The sequence below is a fragment of the Kitasatospora brasiliensis genome, assembly GCF_032654805.1.
In the GTDB taxonomy this organism is placed as follows: Bacteria; Actinomycetota; Actinomycetes; order Streptomycetales; family Streptomycetaceae; genus Kitasatospora; species Kitasatospora brasiliensis.
This window is the reverse complement of the sequence record NZ_JAUOOW010000001.1, coordinates 118,200-137,995: the sequence shown is the minus strand read 5'-3', so window position 1 is coordinate 137,995 and position 19,796 is coordinate 118,200. Positions and strand designations below refer to the sequence as shown.

The 19,796-nt window shown below is 73.5% G+C and carries 16 protein-coding genes; 9 read left to right on the top strand and 7 right to left on the bottom strand.

Features of this window, described 5'->3' with window-relative positions:
- Positions 1-29: 29 nt before the first annotated feature.
- Both QWJ13_RS00510 and QWJ13_RS00505 read right to left on the bottom strand, forming a co-directional pair.
- Entirely contained in the window at positions 30-1,442 is a 1,413-nt protein-coding gene (locus tag QWJ13_RS00510; RefSeq protein WP_432277402.1) for an MFS transporter, read from the bottom strand.
- A complete protein-coding gene (locus QWJ13_RS00505) occupies positions 1,439-2,254 on the bottom strand; it encodes a glycerophosphodiester phosphodiesterase family protein (protein WP_316519773.1) in 816 nt (271 codons plus the stop codon). The genes QWJ13_RS00510 and QWJ13_RS00505 overlap by 4 nt, the downstream gene beginning before the upstream one ends.
- Positions 2,255-2,733: 479 nt before the next feature.
- Here QWJ13_RS00505 and QWJ13_RS00495 point away from each other — a divergent pair, with 479 nt between their 5' ends.
- Entirely contained in the window at positions 2,734-3,972 is a 1,239-nt protein-coding gene (locus QWJ13_RS00495; RefSeq protein WP_316519772.1) for an FAD-dependent monooxygenase, read from the top strand.
- Here QWJ13_RS00495 and QWJ13_RS00490 read toward each other — a convergent pair.
- Positions 3,966-4,673: a hypothetical protein gene (locus tag QWJ13_RS00490; RefSeq protein WP_316519771.1), complete on the bottom strand. Its 708-nt coding sequence runs from the start codon at positions 4,671-4,673 to the stop codon at positions 3,966-3,968. The two genes, QWJ13_RS00495 and QWJ13_RS00490, sit on opposite strands and share 7 nt — an antisense overlap.
- Before the next feature lie 552 nt (positions 4,674-5,225).
- On the opposite strand from QWJ13_RS00490, the gene QWJ13_RS00485 reads away from it, so the two are divergent.
- The 3 genes from QWJ13_RS00485 (at position 5,226) to QWJ13_RS00475 (ending at position 7,502) form a co-directional block, all read left to right on the top strand.
- The gene (locus QWJ13_RS00485) at positions 5,226-5,738 is read left to right on the top strand and encodes an NUDIX hydrolase (protein WP_316519770.1); all 513 of its coding nucleotides are present in this window, start codon (positions 5,226-5,228) and stop codon (positions 5,736-5,738) included.
- Positions 5,739-5,886: 148 nt separating this feature from the next.
- Positions 5,887-6,258: a YciI family protein gene (locus QWJ13_RS00480; protein WP_316519769.1), complete on the top strand. Its 372-nt coding sequence runs from the start codon at positions 5,887-5,889 to the stop codon at positions 6,256-6,258.
- Positions 6,255-7,502, top strand: a complete 1,248-nt coding sequence (locus QWJ13_RS00475; RefSeq protein WP_316519768.1) for an RNA polymerase sigma factor — start codon at positions 6,255-6,257, stop codon at positions 7,500-7,502. Before QWJ13_RS00480 ends, QWJ13_RS00475 begins: the two co-directional genes overlap by 4 nt.
- 33 nt (positions 7,503-7,535) lie before the next feature.
- Here the strand turns inward: QWJ13_RS00475 and QWJ13_RS00470 are convergent, their stop codons facing one another.
- Positions 7,536-8,219, bottom strand: a complete 684-nt coding sequence (locus tag QWJ13_RS00470; RefSeq protein WP_316519767.1) for a TetR/AcrR family transcriptional regulator — start codon at positions 8,217-8,219, stop codon at positions 7,536-7,538.
- Between the two features lie 230 nt (positions 8,220-8,449).
- On the opposite strand from QWJ13_RS00470, the gene QWJ13_RS00465 reads away from it, so the two are divergent.
- Together QWJ13_RS00465 and QWJ13_RS00460 are read left to right on the top strand one after the other, a co-directional pair.
- A complete protein-coding gene (locus QWJ13_RS00465) occupies positions 8,450-8,890 on the top strand; it encodes a nitroreductase family deazaflavin-dependent oxidoreductase (protein ID WP_316521575.1) in 441 nt (146 codons plus the stop codon).
- A 154-nt stretch (positions 8,891-9,044) separates the two neighbouring features.
- Positions 9,045-9,311, top strand: coding sequence for a hypothetical protein (locus QWJ13_RS00460; RefSeq protein WP_316519766.1), 267 nt, complete (start codon positions 9,045-9,047; stop codon positions 9,309-9,311).
- Positions 9,312-9,399: 88 nt separating this feature from the next.
- On the opposite strand, the gene QWJ13_RS00455 is transcribed toward QWJ13_RS00460, so the two are convergent.
- Both QWJ13_RS00455 and QWJ13_RS00450 read right to left on the bottom strand, forming a co-directional pair.
- Complete coding sequence (locus QWJ13_RS00455; protein ID WP_316519765.1) at positions 9,400-11,232, bottom strand: penicillin-binding transpeptidase domain-containing protein; 1,833 nt, start codon at positions 11,230-11,232, stop codon at positions 9,400-9,402.
- Positions 11,233-11,442: 210 nt separating this feature from the next.
- The gene (locus QWJ13_RS00450; protein WP_316519764.1) at positions 11,443-12,690 is read right to left on the bottom strand and encodes a cytochrome P450; all 1,248 of its coding nucleotides are present in this window, start codon (positions 12,688-12,690) and stop codon (positions 11,443-11,445) included.
- A 184-nt stretch (positions 12,691-12,874) separates the two neighbouring features.
- Here QWJ13_RS00450 and QWJ13_RS00445 point away from each other — a divergent pair, with 184 nt between their 5' ends.
- Both QWJ13_RS00445 and QWJ13_RS00440 read left to right on the top strand, forming a co-directional pair.
- On the top strand, positions 12,875-13,588 hold the full coding sequence (locus QWJ13_RS00445; protein WP_316519763.1) for a hypothetical protein: 714 nt from the start codon (positions 12,875-12,877) through the stop codon (positions 13,586-13,588).
- 257 nt (positions 13,589-13,845) lie between these two features.
- Entirely contained in the window at positions 13,846-14,502 is a 657-nt protein-coding gene (locus tag QWJ13_RS00440) for a hypothetical protein (protein ID WP_316519761.1), read from the top strand.
- An 81-nt stretch (positions 14,503-14,583) separates the two neighbouring features.
- Here the strand turns inward: QWJ13_RS00440 and QWJ13_RS00435 are convergent, their stop codons facing one another.
- Positions 14,584-17,793: a M28 family peptidase gene (locus tag QWJ13_RS00435; RefSeq protein ID WP_432277401.1), complete on the bottom strand. Its 3,210-nt coding sequence runs from the start codon at positions 17,791-17,793 to the stop codon at positions 14,584-14,586.
- 357 nt (positions 17,794-18,150) lie between these two features.
- Here QWJ13_RS00435 and QWJ13_RS00430 point away from each other — a divergent pair, with 357 nt between their 5' ends.
- Entirely contained in the window at positions 18,151-19,578 is a 1,428-nt protein-coding gene (locus tag QWJ13_RS00430) for a helix-turn-helix domain-containing protein (protein ID WP_316519760.1), read from the top strand.
- Positions 19,579-19,796: the final 218 nt, after the last annotated feature.

Genomic DNA, 19,796 nt, shown 5'->3' with positions numbered 1-19,796 from the left:
TCCTCGGTCGCGGTGGGTCGGTCCGGCCGTCAGAGGCGCTCGGGGACCGGGTTGCCGACGGCCTCGATGGCGCGGCGGACGGGGACCTTCAGCAGGATCGCGAAGCCGATGACGAAGAAGACCAGCAGCGAGATGATCGCCGAGCGGTAGCTTCCGGTGAGCTGGTAGGCGAGGCCGAAGACCAGCGGTCCCATCCAACTGGTGCCCCGGTCGCTGACCTTGTAGAAGCTGAAGTACTCGGCCTCCCGGCCCGGCGGGATGAGGTGGGAGAACAGCGAGCGGGAGAGCGCCTGGCTGCCGCCCAGCACCAGGCCGATCATGCAGGCCAGGGCGTAGAACCAGACGGGCTGATGGGCGGGCATGAAGTAGCCGAGGGCGAGGGTGACGACCCAGCCGACCAGGGAGCCGAGGATGGTCCGCTTGGCGCCGTGGCGGTGGGCGATCCGGCCGAGCAGCAGCGCGCCGCCGATCGCCACGATCTGGACCAGCAGCACGGCGATGACCAGGGAGGTCTGCTCCATGCCGAGTTCCTCGCTGCCGTAGAGCGAGGCCTGGGAGACGACGGTCTGGATGCCGTCGTTGTAGCAGAGGAAGGCGGCGAGGTAGAGCAGGGTGAGCGGGTGCTCGCGCATGCCGCGCAGGGTGCGGGCGAGTTCGCGCAGGCTGCCGCCGGCGGCCCTGCCGTCCGGGGCGGTCCCGGTGGCGGGACTGGGAGCGACACCGGCCCGGGAGGGCAGCCGCAGCAGCGGGACGACGGTGAACAGCGCCCACCACAGGCCGGCCGAGGCCAGGCATATCCGTACGGCGGTGCCGGAGTCCAGACCGAAGGCGTCATGCCCCTGGAACAGCGCCAGGTTGACGATCAGCAGCAGTCCGCCGCCCGCGTACCCGTAGGCCCAGCCCTTGGAGGACACCTTGTCGCGCTCGTCGGGGGAGGCCAGGCCGGGCAGGTAGGCGTAGGAGAGCGCGACCGAGACCGCGTACGAGATGTTGGCGACCACCAGCAGCGCGCCGCCGAGCAGGTAGCGGTCGCCGCTGAGGAAGAACATCCCCATCGTGGCGAGCGCGCCGACGTACGCGAAGCCGCACATCAGCTCCTTGTGCCGCCCGGTGCGGTCGGCGACGGTGCCGGTCAGCAGCATCACCCCGACGGACAGCAGCACGGAGCAGGAGACCGTGTACGGGAAGAACGATCCTGCGCGGATCGACAGGCCGAGCGGGTGCACGTTGCCGGCCGCGTCGGCGGCGTCCTTGGCGACGGTGGTCAGGTACGGGCCCAGGAACACCGTCAGGACGGTGGCCGAGAAGGCCGCGTTGGCCCAGTCGTTGACGTACCAGCCGAACTGCATCCGGCGCAGGGCGCGGGCGTCGTCGGTGGCGGTGGACGTCGGGCCGGACGGTGGATCGTCCGGCAGGTGCGTCGCCGAGTTCGTGGTGCTCATGGGGTCCCCATCACCGTGCTGGAGCCGGTGCTGCCGTCGCTCCAGCAGCCGCGCTCGCCGAGGACGTCCCGCAGGACGTCGATGCGATCGGCCATGATGCCATCCACACCCAGGTCAAGGAGAGACCTGATCCGTGTGGGATCGTCCACAGTCCAGACGTGCACCTGGAGGCCGAGCCGGTGGGCGGTGCGGACGAAGGCCCGGTCGACGACCCGGACGCCCCGGTGCCGCTCCGGCACCTGCGCGCACAGCCCGGCGTACGGCGAGCCCTGCGCCGGACGGAGCATGGGCAGGAACGATTCGGCCAGCGAACGCAGCCTCAGCCGCGCCACCTCGCGCGGCCCCAGCGAGGTGGCCAGCCGGGGGCCTGCGGCGGCGCGGACGGCGGCGAGCCGGGTGTCGGAGAAGCCGCCGACGCAGACCCGGTCCCAGGCGCCGGTCCGGCGGATCGCCTCGACCAGCGGCCCCACGGCCGGCGCCGCCTTGACGTCGATGTTGAAGCGGGCTCCGGGGAACGCGCCGAGCAGGTCCGCCAGCAGCGGCACCGGCTCGACGCCGCCGATCCGGGCTCGCCTGACGGCCTCCCAGGGCAGCTCCGCCACCGCCCCGGTGCGGTCGGTGACCCGGTCGAGGCGCGCGTCGTGGAAGGCCACCAGCACGCCGTCGGCGGTCGCGTGCACGTCCGTCTCCAGGTAGCGGTAGCCGAGCGCGACGGCGGCCTCGAAGGCGGCGAGCGAGTTCTCCGGGCGCCCGAGGTCACCGCCCCGGTGGGCGAAGGCGAGCGGCCCGGGGTGGTCGAGGAAGGGGTGCATGGCGTGCTCCGAGCCGCTGGGGGAGGGGCCCGGCGGCCCGGTGGGGCCGGGAGCCGTCGGGCGACAGCGCGTTACAGTATGACGCACCCTGTCAAGCCGTAACGTGACTCTCGTGGACGCCCGCCGGTCGGAGACCGCGGGCGTGCGGATGGGGATCGGTGCACACCGGCCAGGGCTCGGCCGCGGGCCGCAGCAGCGGACCGTCGACGGAACTGGCCATGGCGTCCGGTCGGCCGGGGCGCGGATGGAGTCGGGTGGTGGTACCCCGGTGCTGCGCCGGCTCGGGGAAGAGCGCCTCGATGTCGAGCGGGCGCGGGGGAGTGGTTCTCGGCATGGCGCCAACCCTGGAGAGCGGCCGACGGTGCCGGTGAACCAGGGGCTGTCGCCGTCCTGTCAGCGGTGACAGTGCCCTGTAGGCATCCTGCAAGTGCCGCCCCGCACAGTGGTGTTGACACAGAGCGACCCACGGGAGGTACCCCATGTCGAACAGCGCCCGCGCCACCTCGGTGCTGGTCTCCGGCGCCGGGATCGCCGGCACCGCCCTCGCCTACTGGCTGAACCGCTACGGCTTCGAGGTCACCGTCGTCGAGCGGGCCCCCTCGCTGCGCGGCGGCGGCCAGGCCGTGGACATCCGCGGCACCGCCCTGACGGTGGTCGAGCGGATGGGCCTGCTGGACGACGTCCGGGCCCGCCGGACCGGCCTGCGCGGGATGTCCGTCGTCGACGCGGACGGCCGCGAGCTGCGCCGCACCACCGAGTGGACGGCCACCGGCGGTCCGGTCGGCGGCCCGGACGTGGAGATCCTGCGCGACGAACTCGCCGAACTGATCGTCGCGGCGGACAAGAACGCCGGAGGGGAGAAGGGCTCCGGAGGGGGGAAGGGCGCCGGAGCGGACAGGAGCGCCGTCGACTACCGCTTCGATGACGCCATCGACACCCTGGTGCAGCACCCGGACGGCGTCCAGGTCCGGTTCCGCAGCGGCACCGAGCGGTCCTTCGACCTGGTCGTCGGCGCCGACGGCCTGCACTCGAACACCCGCCGCCTCGTCTTCGGCCCCGAAGCGGACTACCTGCACCCCATCGGCGCCTACCTCGCCGGCTGGAGCGTGCCCAACCACCTCGGCCTCGACCGCTGGGAGATCGGCTACCGCGACGGGAGCGACCCGAACTGGTTCTGCATGGCGATGACCGTCCGGGACAACAGCGAACTCCGCGTCTTCGTCGGCTTCCACACCGACGAGCCGCTCGACCGGATGCTCCCGCGCGACCCGGACCGCCAGCGCCGGCTGGTGGCCGAGCGCTCCGCCCACGCCGGCTGGGAGCTGCCGCGCTTCCTCCCGGCGATGTGGGAGACCGACGCCTTCCACTACGACGTCATCGCCCAGATCCGGATGGAACGCTGGGCCAAGGGCCGCGTCGTGCTGCTCGGCGACGCCGGGTACTGCTGCTCCCCGCTCACCGGCCAGGGCACCAGCGTGGCCCTGACCGCCGCCTACGTCCTGGCGGGCGAACTGCGCGCGGCCGACGGCGACCATCGCACGGCCTACCCCGCGTACGAGCGGCTGCTGCGCGACCACGTGGCCGCCAACCAGGCGATCCTCGAAGTGACCGGGGACCGGCGGGCCCGGGCCGAGACGGTCGTGAACCTCGGACAGTCCGACCCGGCGCTGGAGGCGGCCTTCCGGAAGGCCCTGGACTTCGACCTGCCGGCCTACTGACCGCCGGGTTGCCTTGCGATCCGGGGCAGTCCGGCGCGGTCGAGCAGCGCGTGCAGCCGGGCCTCCGACAGGCCCGGGTTGGCGGCCGCTCCCTCCGCCAATTCGCGCTGCTCCAGCAGAGGTTCGACCAGTCCGAGCGGCAGCAGCCGGTTCGCCGCGGCGGCCCGGCGGACGCGTGGATCCGGATCGCCGAGCAACCGGACCGGCGGCTCGGCGAGGCCGGTGTCGGCCGCGGCCGGCGCGCGCACCTCCGGGTCCTCGTGGTCCAGCAGGTGCCCGAGGCCGGTGCGGGGGAGCCGGGCCGGCGAGAGCAGGTACGGGCGCTGCCGCGGCACGGCGAGGAACGCCGCCAGGACGGTCGCGGGCGGCGCCGGCGGGTGGTTGCAGGCCGGCAGATGGCGGACCAGGTCGTCCCGGTCCCCGGCCAGCCGGTGCACCAGCTCCTCCGGCAGCCGGGGGCAGGTCGCGGCGACCCGCCGCAGGCCCGGGTGCGGCGAGCCCGCACAGGCCTCGTACCAGCCGAGCTCCGGTTCGTCGATCATCTCGTCGACCGGCCCGACGCCCCCGCCCGTCGGGCCGAGCACCCGGTCGACGGCCGCCCGCCCGGCCGGTGCCAGCAACCGGAGCAGGACATCGGACGGCGCGCCGGGGTTGGCCGCGACGCCGCGCAGCCAGGACTCGTGGTGAACGGATCCGTCCATCCGTCAGAAACCCTTCCAGGAGGTGATGGTGGTCGCCCGAGGGCGTCGTTCACCGCCGAACCCGTCGGCGACAGGTCGTGATGGCAACGGCGGTCGGCCCGGGTCGAAGGAGCGCCGAGGCAAGGGGGACGGGTAGAGGGGCCGGGTAAAGGGGGCGAGGTAAAGGAAAGGCGAAGGCCGCCCGAGGGGCGACCGCCCCCGCTACGCTCCGCGGCATGGGCGGAATAGACCTGGTCAACGGCGTTGCCGGGGCCGTACTCGGGATGCTGGTCGCCGTGCTGTTCCAACAGCCCCTCCAGGACTCGTGGTTCAGGGTGCGCAGGTGCTGGTTCGGCACGGTGCGGAGCCTGCGGTCCCGGGAGGAGCCCGGCCCCTCGTGGACGACCTTCTCGCTGGGCCCGCTGCGCACCACGGGGCAGCCGGCGGTCGAGTTGCTGGGCGGCGAGGAAGGTGTAGTAGGGCACCACCCTGCGCTCCCGCCACCTCGACCCCGACCGTCCGCTGGACGCTCCGGCGTTCCTCCAGTGCAGCCTGGGCGTCAACATAGCCGTGGTGACCGCCGACGACATGCTGGTCGTCAGCCGGCGCAGCGACCGGGTCCGGACGGCACCGGGCATCTGGAACTCCTCCGTCAACGAGGGTGTGTCCCGGCACATCGACTCCTCCGGCAGGAGCGCGCCGGTCCTCCACGCGGTCGCCCGGCGCGGCATGCGGGAGGAACTGGCCCTGGAGCCGCACGAGTACTCCCTCGAACTCCTGGCGTTCGTCCTGGACGTGGAGAAGCGCCAGTGGAGCGCCCACTTCTACGCGCGCCTGACCGAGTTGACCCACCAGGGGCTCCGGACCCGGCTGGGCCGAGGGGTCGCCGACCGGTGGGAGCACCAGAGCATCGACGGCGTTCCGTTCCGCGCCGCGACGGTGGCCGCGTACCTGCTGCACCCGGACCGTATCCACCGCTGGGCCCCGGTGGCCCCGTCGCTGTTCCACCTGGCGCTGGTGCACGTCTACGGGCGGGCGACGGTGGAACGGGCCGAGGCGAGGGCCGTCCGGCGCTGTGAGCCGTAGCCTCTGGCCCTCGCTCGGCCCTCGCCCGGCCCTCGCTTCCCGGATTCGTGCGAGATTCCTCCTCGGAGGACGTCGAGATCGCGGCGCCCGCTCCGACCACCGCTCGAAGGCGGCCCGGCCCGGGGCCCGCGCACCCGAGGAGGACGAGATGAAGTTCCTGATCAGCCTGCACATCAACCCGGCCGTGCTGGACGCGCTGACCGACGAGGAGCGGGCGGCGCTCGGGGTCGGGCACGGCCGGTTCATCGAGGAGCTGAAGGCGTCCGGCGAGTTCATCCTCACCCAGGCACTGGCCGACCCCTCGCAGGCCGCCGTGGTGACCGTCCGTGATGGTCAGCCGGTGGTGACCGACGGACCGTTCCTGGAGGCCAAGGAGTTCCTGGGCGGCTTCTACCTGATCGACTGCGAGGACAAGCAGCGCGCGATCGACGTGGCCACCCGCATCCCCGACACCGCGATCGAGGGGCTGGGCGTCGAGGTGCGCCAGGTGATGTTCTGCGACGGACACTTGGAGGCATGACGGCACCGGACTTCGAGGACCTGCTGCGTGAACTCACGCCGCAGGTCCTCGGCACGTTGGTACGACGGTACGGCAGATTCGAGGGCTGCGAGGACGCGGTGCAGGAGGCGGTCCTCGCCGCCGCCGTGCAGTGGCCGTCCGAGGGGATGCCGGACAACCCGCGCGGCTGGCTGGTGACCGTCGCCGGGCGGCGGCTGATCGACCAGCTGCGCGGCGACCGCGCCCGGCGTGAACGGGAGTTGGCGACGGCGGCCGCCGAGGTGGCACCGGAGGAGGTGCCCGACACCGACGACACGCTCCTGTTGCTGTTCCTGTGCTGCCACCCGGCGCTGACCGCCGCCTCGCAGACCGCCCTGACGCTGCGGGCGGTCGGCGGGCTGACCACGGCCGAGATCGCCCGCGCCTTCCTGGTGCCGGAGGCGACGATGGCGGCCCGGATCAGCCGGGCCAAGCAGCGGATCAGGGCGGCGGCCGGCTCGTTCTCACCGCCCGAGGGAGCGTTGCCCGAAGGGGCGCTGCCGGCGGGTGAGCGTGAGGAGCGGCTGCGGGTCGTGCTCCAGGTGCTCTACCTGATCTTCAACGAGGGCTACACCGCCTCCTCGGGCGCCGAGGCGCACCGACTCGACCTCAGGCGGGAGGCGATCCGGCTGACCCGGATGGTGCGCGCGCAGCTGCCCCGGGACGGCGAGGTGGCCGGGCTGCTCGCGCTGATGCTGCTGACCGACGCCCGCCGCGCGGCCAGGACCACGGCCTCCGGCGACCTCGTCCCGCTCGCCGAGCAGGACCGTACGCGCTGGGACCGCGCGCTGATCGCGGAGGGAACGGCGCTGGTCAAGGAGGCGCTGGCGGAGCCCGAGCTCGGCCCGTACCGGCTTCAGGCCGCGATCGCCGCCACCCATGCCGACGCGGCCACCGCCGAGGCCACCGACTGGCGGCAGGTGCACGGGCTGTACCTGGTGCTGGAGCGGATCGCGCCCAACCCGGTGGTCACCCTCAACCGGGCGATCGCCCTGGCCGAGATCGGGGGTCCGGAGGCCGGCCTGGCGCTCCTCGCCACCCTGGACGCCGACGCCCGGATGGCCGGGCACCACCGGCTGCTGTCCGTCCGGGCGCACCTGCTGGAGCGGACCGGCGACGCGCTCGGGGCGTACGACCACTACCGGCGCGCCGCCCGGGCCACCGCGAGCCTGACGGAGCGCCGGTACCTGGAGGCACGGGCGGGCCGGGTGCGGCCGGGGGCGTGAGCCGCCCTGCTGGGCGGGGCGGCCGGCCGGGCTTCAGAGCCCGATCGCGTCGGCCGTCTGTTCGGCGGTCCAGGCGAAGAAGTCGTCCGCCGGTTCCATCGGGCCGGCCAGGTGGCCGTGCAGCTCGAAGCCGATCAGGCCGATCAGCTGCACCCAGGCGCCGATGCTCCGGGCGAGGATGTGCGGCGCCAGGTCGAGGCCGAGTTCTTCGGTGAGCCGGGACAGCTGCCCGGCCAATGTGCCGCGCGGGGGCGGGACGGGCGCGGCCGGCCGGGGCCGGGCGTCGCGGACCACGCCGAGCAGGGCGAGCGGCAGCCGGGCGGCGGGCCGGATGGTGGTCTGCGGCGCCGCGTAGCCCGGCACGGGGGTGCCGAAGACCAGCGAGAACTCGTGCGGGTTGGCCCGGGCCCAGTCGCGGGTGGCCGCCCACAGGGCGCGCCAGCGCTCGCGTGCCGTGCCGGAGGCGGTGGCGGCGAGGGCGCGGTCGGCGGCGTCGCCGAGTTCGTTGTAGGCGTCGATGATCAGCGCGGTCAGCAGCTCGTCGCGACTGGCGAAGTAGCGGTACAGCGCGGAGGAGGCCATGCCCAGCTCGCGGGCGACGGCGCGCAGCGACAGCTGTTGGGCGCCCACCGAGGTGAGTTGGCGGCGGGCCTCCTGCTTGATCTCGCGGGTGAGTTCCTCGCGGGCCCGTTCGCGGGCGGTCCGGATCGCTGGCATGGGGACAGCCTGCCACATTTCGGAGCGCCGCACGCAAGTGAGAGCACTGCTCTTGTTTCATGTCGCTGCTCGTGACATGCTGAGGGCGCCGAAAGCGAGAGCAGTGCTCTCGAAAGGAAGCGATAGTCGCAATCAGGAGCGGCAGTCGCGAAGGGAAGCAGTACTCACGGAATCGAGGAGCCGCGATGTCCCGCACCGAGCACCTGCCCAGCCCCACCACTCGCCTGATCATGCCGACCAGCCGCCTGGGCGTCGCGGCCGGCAAGCTGCTCAACAACATGGTCGCCGCCCTCACCAAGGCCGGGGTCAGCCTCTGGGGCTCCCGGGTGCTGGCCGTCCGCGGCCGCAAGAGCGGCGAGTGGCGCACCACCCCCGTCAACCTGCTCACCCATGAGGGCGAGCGCTACCTCGTCGCCCCGCGCGGCCAGACCCAGTGGGTCCGCAACCTCCGAGCGGCCGGAACCGGCCAACTCCGGGTCGGCCGTCGCACCGAGGTCTTCCACGCCATCGAACTCCCGGACGCCGACAAGCCCGAGGTCCTCCGCGCCTACCTGCGCCGCTGGAACTGGGAGGTCAGCACCTTCTTCGAGGGGACCGGCCCGGACGCCCCGGCCGAGGAGCTGCTCCGGATCGCCCCCGGCTACCCGGTCTTCCGCGTCACGAGCGACTGAACCGCCCGCACCGGAAGAGGGAATCGCGCTGCGTCGGCGGGCCCTTCGTGCTCCCGAATCGTTTCCCGCGGCGGCACATCAGCCGAGGAAACCCAAACCCCGGGTCAACCCCACCCGAGGACACCCACCCGAGGACACCCACCGGAGGCACCCCATGACGGACGAGCCCGAACACCTGCCGCCGTACCGCGGCTACACCTGGGGCGGCGAACAGGGCGTCGTCCACGTCGTCCCCTACCCGGGGGAGGAGGAGGCCGACGAGGGGAGCAAGGCCCGCTTCCGCGCGTGGGGCGCCTGGATGTTCGAAGACCTGGCCGACGAGCACGCCGCCGAACAGGACATCCGGCAGGCCGGGGAGCGCACCCCGTTGCTCCCCGGCCTGCCCAACCTCCGCCTCATCCAGGGCGAAGGCCGGGCCTGAGGTCTCCGGTCCGACCCCTTCGGTCAGGCCCGGCCGTCCGCCGCTCCCAGCCCTGGCCTCCCAGCCCCTGTCGCTCAGCCCTTGCCGCTCAGCCCTTGCCGCCCTCCTTCAGCACCTGGGCGGCGGCCACCCCCGCCGCGCTGAAGCCGTGGCCGCCGCCCTCGACCTCGGCGGCGACGGCGAGGTCGCCGCGGTAGGCGATGAACCAGCTGTTGGTGGCCTGCCCGCCGGCCTCGACGGTGCCGGTCTTGGCGCCGATCTGGCCGGACAGGCCGGCCATCGGGGTACGGGCGGTGCCCTGGGTGGCGGTCTTGGCCATCATGGCGCGCAGGCCCTGGGCGACATCGGCGGGGAGCCTGCCGGGCGCCGTCACGCGCTTGGCGTCCTCGCGCAGGACGGGCTGGTGGAACGTCCCGTTCTGCACGGTGGCGGCGACCGAGGCCATCGCCAGCGAGTTGGCCTGGATCTGGCCCTGGCCGATGTACTGGGCCGCGGCCTCGTCCTTGTTCCCTGGCGTCGGAATGGTGACGTCCCGGCTCGGGATGCCGATGTGCCACTCCAGGCCGAGGCCGAACTGCTCGCGGGCCACCTTGCCGAGGACGCTGGGCTGGAGCTTCTCCAGGCCCTTGTCGATGAAGCCCGTGTTGCAGGAGTGGGAGAAGTCGTCGGCGAGCGTGTAGGACGGGAAGTCGCCGGGCTCGTCGTTGTGCCAGGCGCGAGGGGAGTAGGTGGTGGCCTTGCACGGCACCGCCGTGTCGGGGCTCACCCCGGCTTCCAGCAGGGCGGCCGAGGTGATCACCTTCATCGTCGATCCGGGCGCCTGGCCGCCGGCGACCGCGCGGTTGAACCCGCCCTGCGGCGAGTACGCCATCGCCAGGATGTTGCCGGTGCTCGGCTGGATGGCCACCAGCGAGGCCGGATTGCCGTTCGCCGACTGCTGCTTGACGGCGTCCTCGGCCGCCTGCTGGAGGTCGGCGTCCAGGGTGAGCTTGACCTGTGGGGCGCTCCCCGGGGTCAGGACGAACAGCTGCTCCGATTCGCTGCCAGTGCCGGTGTCGGCAGCGGTACCGCCGCCGCTCGCGCCCGAGAGCACCACGGCCCGGCCGGTGACGATCTCGGAGCCGTCCGGTGGGGCGATCTGGGGGAGGACGGTGCGCAGTGACGGGAAGGCGTCCAGCGGCCGCCCCTTGCGGTCGACGGGCTTGGACACGGCGTTGGGCAGTGCCTTCACCGCGATGGTCCGGCCCGCGGTGAGCTGCGGGTGGATCACGGTCGGCTTCCAGCGCACCACCGCCCGCCCCTCCTCGGAGCGGACGAAGCTGAGCACGCTGTCGTACTCCCAGGCGTTCGGGACGCCCTCGAACTCCGCCTTCACCCGGAAGCCGAGGGCCGGTTCGCCGGGGCTGTCGCCCGGCGCGCGGCCCGTCCCGGTGAGGGTGAGCGCGCGGGCCCCCACCTGGTCGTGGAACGCCGCCAGCGCGGCCCGGGCGGTCTCCGGCCGGTCGGTCAGTCCGCCGGCGGCGGTGAGGTCGCCGCGGCCCCAGGCTGCCAGGAACTCCTTGGCCGCCGACTCGGCCTGCTCGGCGGTCGGCGGGGACTGCGGGGCCTTCGCCGCGGTGTCGGAGGTCTGGTGGCCGCCGTCGCCGGAGGAGCCGCCGTCCGACACGGCGTTCATCACGTTGTAGGCGCCGTAGCCGCCGACCGCCAGCAGCGCGGCGAACACCCCGCCGGCCGCCACCATCACGGCCCGGCGGGCGGTCGAGCCGCGCGGGCGCCCGTCGCCGTCCTCCTCCGCGTCATGGGAGTCGTGCGGGTCGTACGAGCCGTGCGGGGCGTGCCGGTCGTACCCGGCATCGTCGTCCGCGAGCTGGTCGAACTCCTGGTAGCCGTCGTGCCGGTTGTCCCGGTTCTCCTCGAACACGCTTCCATCCCCCCTGCGATCCTTCGTGGACTGCGGGCCCGCGCCCCTGCGGCGGATCGGCCCCCCAGGCCCGACGACGGACGGACGTCCGTTCGGGCGCGGATCAGCCTATGCCGAGACGGGTGCTCGGTCGACAGTCGGACCGGCCCACCCCCCTGATGCGGCGCGCGCCCGGAAGGTTGCATGCGTCACCGGAGAAAGCGGGAATCCTCAGCGCAGCACGGCCGGAGTCGGCCCGTCCGGCCGCACGGTGATGCTGTACGCGGCGCCCTTCGGCCGGGATTCGAAGGTCAACGGCCCCATCGGCAGCAGCAGTTCCAGCAGCGCCGTGGTCTCGCGCAGCGCGAACTGGGTGCCGAGGCAGGCGCGGGCGCCGAGGCCGAACGGGAAGTAGGCGCCGAGCTGCCCGGGGCGGTCCGCGCCGGGGGCGAAGCGGGCCGGGTCGAATCGCTCGGGGTCGGGCCACAGCGCCGGGTCGCGGTGGGTGAGGTACGGGCAGACCAGGACGTCCGTCCCGGCCGCGATGTGGTGCCCGGCGATCACGTCGTCCTCGATGGCGTGCCGGGGGAGCAGCCAGGCGGAGGGGTAGAGCCGCAGGGTCTCGCTCACCAGCGTCTGCGGATCGGCCGTCCGGGCCTCGGGGTGGCGGTCCAGCAGCAGGAAGAGCCAGGTGAGCGTGGTGGCCGTGGTCTCGTGCCCGGCGACGAGCAGGGTGACCAGCTCGTCGCGGATCAACCGGTCGGTGTACTCGGGGAATTGCTCACCCGCCTCGACCAACTCCCGAAGCAGCCCGGCCGGTTCGGTCGAGCCGGCCGAACCCGACGAGCGCGCCGCGTCGATCGCCGCGTGCGCCACCGCGTCGATCCGGGCCAGGTCCTCGGCGACCGCGTCCCGGGCGTCCGCCGCGTTGCTCGGCAGTGTCGGCATCGCGGCCACCACCCGTTCCACCGAACGGAGTTCGTGGTCCGTCCGGTCGTCCAGGGGCATCCCGGTGAGCGCCCGCCAGACGGTGTCCAGGGCGAAGCCGCGCATCTCCTCGGCGACGTCGAAGGTCGCCCCGGTGCGCCGGTACTCCTCCCAGCGCTCGGCGGTGCGGCGCGCGGCGGCGGCGATCCGCTGCTCGTAGCGGCGCATCCCGGTGCCGGTGAACTGTGACTGCAGCCGCCGACGTTGACGCTTCCAGGCGTCCCCGGTGGCGGACAGTATGCCGTCCCCGACCAGCATCCGGGCGCGGTGCGAGCGCTTGACGTACCGGTCCGGGTGGCGGCCCAGGACGTGCTGCACGGCGGCCGGGTCGGTGACCAGGACGGTCGGCGTCGGGCCGAGCCGGAAGGCGGCGACGCCGCCGACGCCGCGCTGCGCGCGGGCCAGCAGGTCGACGAGTTCGGCCTCCTCGGCCCGCCACTGCTCGACGATCTGGGCGGCCAGCTCCGGTACCGGGCGGGTGTCGGTGCTCACGGTTCGCTTCCTTCCGGTCACTGACGGACCGTCCGACTCTATGCCACGGCCGCCCGGCCCGGGTTGCGCCGAACGGGCGGCGGGCGGTGGCCCGGGCAGCGCGGTGACCCGCCATACGGGACCGGCCCGGGTACCGTGCGGCGGGGCCGACCGGCCCTGACGCGCTGCGCGGATGGGAGAACGCATGCCCGGGACCCGGCACTTCGGAGGCGGCCCGACCGGCCGGGCGGTTTGGTGGCTGGTGGCCGCCCTGCTCGTACCGGCCCTCGCGGCCTGCGGTGGCGGCTCCGGCAACAACGGCAACGGCAACGGCAACGGCCAGACCGGCAACGGCCAGACCGGCAACGGACAGACTGCCGGCGCGCAGACCACCAGCCCGCCGCCCGAGGAGCAGCGGACCGAGGTCCGCGCGACCGACGCGAGCTTCCAGGAAGCCGGTTCGGTGTCCGCCGCCGGGCGGGGCTGGGGCACGAGGGCCGTCGTCACGCTGAAGAGCTCCACGCCCACCCCGGTCCAGGCCGTCGTCAGTGACGTCACCGACTGCACGGTCAACGCCGTGCCCGCCACCCCGAGCCAGGCCACGACGACCGTGACCTCCAGTGGCAGCGAACCACTGGCGTTCGCCCTCCCGACGGAGAGCGAGAAGAACCGGCCGATCTGCTACACGGTGACCATCGGCGGAGAGAGCCGGCAGCTCAAGGCCGAGGGAGTGGTCCTCAGTACGACGTCTCCCAGCCCGACCGCGCCCATCACCGGCGCGACCGCTCCGGGCACCGAATCGACCAGCCCCAGTGAGAGCGCGACCCCGTACCAGAGCGGCGGGGTGACCGGCACCGCGAGCGCGACCTCGTACCAGAGCGGTGGCGGGACCGGCCCCGAGAGCGGGAGCCCCCACTGAGCCCTGCCGGGGAGGACCGGCCCGCCGAAGCGGCGGCGCGGCCGTCCGGCGCCGCGGAGCCGCCCGCCGCGAGCCCGTGGGGCGGGTGGATCACCGCGGCCGCGCGCTGGATCGCCCCGACCACCTTCGTCACCGCGCTCCTCTTCTTCTTCGGCTACGCCTACGCCGACGCGTACTACGGCTACTTCGGCCTCGACGCCGCGACGATCGGCTTCTCCACCCAGGAACTGCTCCTGCGCAGTTCCTCGGCGCTCTACGTGCCCGCCGAGGTCGCGCTCACCGGGGTGCTGGTGGCCGCCCTGACGTTCCCGCTGGTGTCCGGCGTCGCCCGCCGCGGCCCGGGCGCCACCCGGGCGCTGCGCCGGGTGTGCCTCGCCGCCGTCCTGCCGACGGCCGTGCTGCTGGTGCTCGGCGTGGCGGCGGGGTTCGAGGTCATCGAGGCCGGCCCGATGGGCACCCCGCTGCTGATCGGCGGCGCCCTGCTGCTCGCCCTCCTGGCGCGGCTGCTGTACGTGCGGGGCGCCGGCGCGGCGTTCCCCGTGTCGGGGGAGCGGGTGGCGCTGGGCGTCACGGTGGGTATCCTCGCGCTGTGCGCCTACTGGGCGGTCGGCAACTACGCCCAGCAGAAGGGGCAGGCCGAGGCCGAAGCGCTCTCCCATAACCTCCAGGTGCGGCCGGCCGTCATGCTCGACACGTCGGAGCGGCTCGCACTGGACTGGTCCGGCGTGCGGGAGACGCCGCTGCCGGCCGAGGGCGCGGGGGCGCACTTCCGGTACCGCTACGAAGGCCTGCGGCTGCTGGCGCAGTCCGACAACCGGATGTTCCTGATCCCGCGGCAATGGACCTGGGCCACCGGCAACGTGCTGGTCCTGCCGGTCGACGCCAACGCCAGGGTGGCCTTCCACGCCGGCTGAGCGCCCGCCCGCGGACACGGCTGCGCCGCGGTCCGTCCCCCTCGACGGACCGCGGCGCAGCCGCTGACCGGCAGGTTTAGGTCACACCTGCTGCCAGAGCGCCGGGACGATCGGCGGCTCCCAGCCGACCTGGGCGGTGTGGCCCTGGAGGCAGCGGTAGCCGACCCCGTTGTAGGTCACCACGTCGCCCGCCTGGTAGGTGGTGCCGGGCGTCCAGGTGCCGCCGGGGTTGGTCGGGCCGTTGCCCACCACCAGGGAGAAGCTGGTGCTGTGGGTGGCCGAGCCGGTCCCGGTCAGGGTGATGTTGTAGGTGCCGCCGGCGGTCGAGGCGGAGGTGGCGACGGTGAGCGTCGCCGAGCCGCCGGACTGCACCGAGGACGGGCTGAAGGAGACCGTCACACCGGCCGGGGCGCCCGAGGCGGTCAGGTTGACCGTCTGGGCCGAGCCGGAGGTGGTCGTGGTGGCGACCGTCGCGGTGGCGGTGTCCCCGGGCGCGACGGTGGCGGTGGCCGGGTTCACCGAGAGGGAGAAGTCGTTGGCGGGGGTGCTGCCGCCGACCGAGGTCTTCCAGATGGTGTACGCCACGCCGTCGGCGCTGCGGTTGAGCACCGTCGCGTCGACGTTGCCGGTGGTGTCGCAGGACTGGTGGTAGCAGGAGTCGTACGAGCGGCCCGCCGTGCCACCCCACTTGGCGGCCTGCGCCGAGGTCTTGACGGCGCTGGCGCCGGCCGCGTAGCCCGAGGTCGGGATGCCGGCCTGCTGGAAGGAGTAGTCGTCGGAGCGGCCCTGGCCCTCGACGTTCTCCTCCGGCTGGAGGTTCAGCGAGTCCCAGTAGGCCTTCATCGGCGCGGAGGCCGAGGAGGAGACGTTGTTGATGAAGTAGCCGGCGTTGGTCGAGCCGATCATGTCGAAGTTGTAGTAGGCCTTGATCGCGGAGCGCTGGGCGGAGCCCAGCTGGCCGACGTAGGACTGGGAGCCCTGGAGGCCCTGCTCCTCACCCGTCCACCAGGCGAACCGGACGTGCCTGGTCAGGCTGGGGTTCTGCTGGGCGAGCACCAGCGCGTTCTCCAGCAGGGTGGCCGAGCCGGAGCCGTTGTCGTTGATGCCGGGGCCGGCCGAGACGCTGTCCAGGTGGGCGCCGAACATGGTGACCTGGTCGGACGGGCCGCCGGGCCAGTCGGCGATCAGGTTGTTGGACTGGTAGGTGCAGGAGGTGCAGGTCTGCTCGGTGACGCTGTAACCGGCAGCCTGGAGCTTGCCCTTGATGTACGCCAGCGACTGGCTGTGCCCGGCGCTGCCCGCCCGGCGGTTGCCGCCGTTCTGGTTGGCGATGCTGTTCAGCTGGGACAGGTGGGCCTGGACCTTGGCGACGTCGATGTCGGGCGCGGGCCCGCCGGGGTTGCCCCCGCCGCCGACCGTCAGGCCGTACTGGGCGGTGTGGGTGGTGGTGCCGGCGGTGCCGGTCACGGTGATCTGGTACGTCCCGGCGGCCGCGGCCGAGGAGGCGGCGAGCGTCAGGGTGGAGGACGAACCGGCCTGCACCGACGAGGGGTTGAAGCTCGCGGTGACGCCGGACGGCAGGCCGGAGGCGGTCAGGCTGACGCTCTGCGCGGTGCCCGAGGTGACGGCGGTGCCCACCGTCGCCGAGGTCGAGGCGCCGGGCTGGACGGTGCCGGAGGCCGGGTTCAGCGAGAGCGAGAAGTCGTTGTTGCCGGACGGCGTGCAGGTCGGGTCACCGGTCTGCGCGGGCACGCTGATCGCGTCCCAGGCGGCCTTGGCCCGGTTGAAGAAGGTGCAGCTCGCGTCCAGGCTCTTGGCCGCCGTCAGGGTGGTGGTGCGGTAGCGCTTGTACGTCATGCCGCTGGTCTTGAGCAGCATGCCGCCGTAGAAGACCTGGCCGGCCTGCTTGACGCCGATGCCGGTGACGGAGGAGTTGTTGCAGGTCGGGCTGGTGGGCTTGCCGCCGCCCGGGTTGGAGCCCTCGGCCAGCAGGTAGAACCAGTGGTTCAGCGGGCCGGCCGCCGCGTGCTCCTCGGTCTGCGGGATGGAGGCGGAGTAGCAGTTGGGGTTGTTGCTCACCAGCGAGGGGTTGTACATGTTGCGGATCGGGCCGCTGCCGACCAGGTTGATCATCTCGCCGACGGTGTAGTCCGGGCTGTCGTACGGCGCGGGCTCGTTGGCGTACGCCTCGGTGAGCGCGCCCATGATGTCGCCGGTGGACTCGCCCAGGCCGGCCTCGTTGTTGGCGCCGCCCGGGGTGTACTGGTCGATGCCGTGGCCGAACTCGTGGCCGACCACGTCGATCGAGGCGATCCACTTGTTGGCCTGGCTGTGGCCGATGGATATCGTGCTGCCGTCCCAGTAGGCGTTGACGTCACTGAGGCCGACCTTGACCGGCCAGCTGCCGCCGTTGCCGTTGTGCCCGTTGCGACCGAGCCAGTCGCGGAGCATGTCCCATTCCTTCTGGGCGGCGAACATCGCGTCGCCGCAGCCGGTCTCCTTGCTGGAGGCGCTGCCGGTGCCCCAGGAGTCACTGGACTTGGAGAACACCTGGCCGGTGCTGTAGTCGGAGCACGACAGACCGGGCCGGTTGGGGTCGCGCAGCGAGTACGAGCCGCCCGAGCCGGTGGTGCTGATGGTGACCGGGGCCGGGCCGTTCCACTCGCTGTTGATGGTGCCGGCCCGGACGTCGTCGTAGCTGTCGATCACCTCGCCGGTGGCGGCGTCCACGAAGACGTGCAGCCGGCTCGGGGCGCTTGCGGTGCGCCCGGTGAGCACGGTCTCCCAGGCGAGCCGGCCACTGCCGCCGTCCTTGACCCGGACGACCAGGCGGCGGGACTCCACCGCGTCCACGGTGGCCAGCCTGGTCCGCGCGGTCTTCTCCGCCTGCTCCGCGCTGACCTGCGGCTTGGTCGAGCCGCCGACCGGGCCGGAGGCCGCCGACTGGAGCCCGCGGACCTTGCCCTGCCCGTCCGCGAGCACCACCGCGTCACCGCCGACCACCGGCAGGCCGCGGTAGCTGCGCTCGTACGCGACGGAGTAGAGGCCGCCGACCCACGGGGTGACGGCTTTGCGCTCGTAGGTCTCGTCCGGCCCCTTGGCCAGCGCGTCCAGCCCGGCCGCGGCCGCGGCGTCGGCCGCGTTCACGGCGGCGGCCAGGGCGCTCGGCGGCGCCGGGGTCGGGGCGGGTGCGGCGGTGGCGGGCCCGGCGGTGGCGGCGATCATGCCGGCCAGCACGGTCAGGGTGGTCGCCGTGGTCAGCAACCGACCTGCGGAAACTCTGCGTTGCATCGAGGCTCCTCGCATGTGGGGGTCCTCGACCGCGGACGGCAAGGCTGGTGGCGCACCGCAGGGCCGGGTCTGGGGGAGGTGACCGTGCGGGCCGTCCGCGCTCGGGTGCCCGAACCCTCACACGGCGTCATGATCAGGTCAATGGCCGGTGCGCGCGGGGCATAGGGTTGGCAAATTCCGTCAAGCCCGCCGGTTCGGCTTTGCGTCAAGCTGGGGTTTTCTTCAAGTGGTTGAGACCACGTCATGTACGGGGCGGGTCTCCATCGAGTACCGTCCTCGTCATCGGAGTCGTCGGAACCACTGGAATCGTCGGCGGGCCGTGCGACCGGCCGGGGCGCCGCGCCCGGGGAGGCAGCCGTGCAGCGCAACCGGGTGGCCCCTGTGGCAGCGGTGCCGGCACCGCCGACCGGCCGGGGGCGGGACGCCTGGCGGGAGTTCGGCGCCCGGATGCGGCACTGGCGACGCCGGGCCGGCCTCACCCAGGCGCAGCTCGGCGCCGGGATCGGCTACGACCACACCGCGGTCAGCAAGATCGAGCACGGTGCCCGCCGGGTCACTCCCCGGATGGCCGACCGGATCGACGAGCTGCTCGGCGCGGGCGGCGAGTTGAGCGCCGCCTGCCAGCGCGCCGAGAGCGCCGAACTCTGCTTCCTGGAGGCCCTCGCACCGGCCCTGCTCCGCCACCCGCTGCCGGGCGAACCGTCGTCAGGTGCGCCCGTCCCCGCCCCGGCGCCGCTGCGGCTGCCCGACTACGGCCTGCTCTGCCCGCTGCACGGCGCCGCGGGCTGCACCGTCCCCGAACCCGGTGAAATCGCCGCCCTGCACGCCGAGTTCTGCGCCCCACGGGCGCTCTCCGACCCGTCCGCGGCGCGACCGCTGGACGCCGCCACCGCGCACGCGCTGACCGGGCTGCTCGCCGCCCACCTGCGCTCCGGCGAGACCGGCGACCGGCCCGGCCTGGCCGCCGCCGTCGAACGCACCCTGCACGCCGTGCTCGCCCGGCTCGCCGCCGCCCCCGCCGCACAGCGCGGCCCGCTGGTCCGGCTCGCCGCCGAACACGCCCACGCGGCCGGTGCGCTGAGGATGCAGGACGGCCGCAACGCCACCGCGATGGCCTGCTACGACCGCGCGCTCACCTGGGCCGGGCTGGCCGCGGACCAGGCCACCCAGGTCGGCACGCTCAGCGACATGAGCATCCTGGCCCGGCTGGACGGGGACCCGGCGGCCGCCCTCGGCTACGCCCGGGAGATCGACCGGGTCGCCCCGGACCGGCACTGGGCCGGCGCGATGGGCCGGATCAGCCGGGCCCGGGCGTACGCGCTGGCCGGGGACGTGCCGGCGACCGTCCGGCAGATCGGCCTGGCCCGTGCGCACCTGGACCACATCGGCGCGGACGACGAACTGGACGTGCCCTGGCTCTCCATCGCCTCGATGCGGATGCGGGTCGAGTCCGCGGCGGCCGCCGCACTGCGCGACCTCGCCGCGGCCACCGACGATCCCCGGCTGGCCCGCCGGGCGTTGAGCGCCACCGAGACCGCGCTCGGCCTGCTCGGTCCGAACCAACTGCCGTCCAGTCGACTGCTGTTCATCGTCCGGGCGGCCGACTGCCATGCCTGCGCCCATGATCCGGCGGCGGCCGTCGAACTGCTCGGCCCCGCACTGGAGGCGACCGGGGCCACCGCCCTGCCCGCCCTCGTCGAGTACGAGCTGCGCGGCCTGCGCGACCGCCTCACGGCGTGCGCGCCCAGTGCCGCGCACCGATTGGCGGAGCCGGCCCGCTCCTGACCGGGGGCGGAGGGTTGGCCGGATCGGTCGCGGCGCAGACCGGCGCAGGAGGGGCGCGCAACAGCGCCCGAAAGGTGGCACGGTCGCGTCCACGCCCCGTCAACTCCCGTTACTTCTCGAAAATGCGCCCCCTTCGCGCCGTACAGACGTCAACTTCGTGCGCGTATAGTCCGCCGATCGGGTCATTCATGGAGTTAACACGTCGAATGACTGTCACG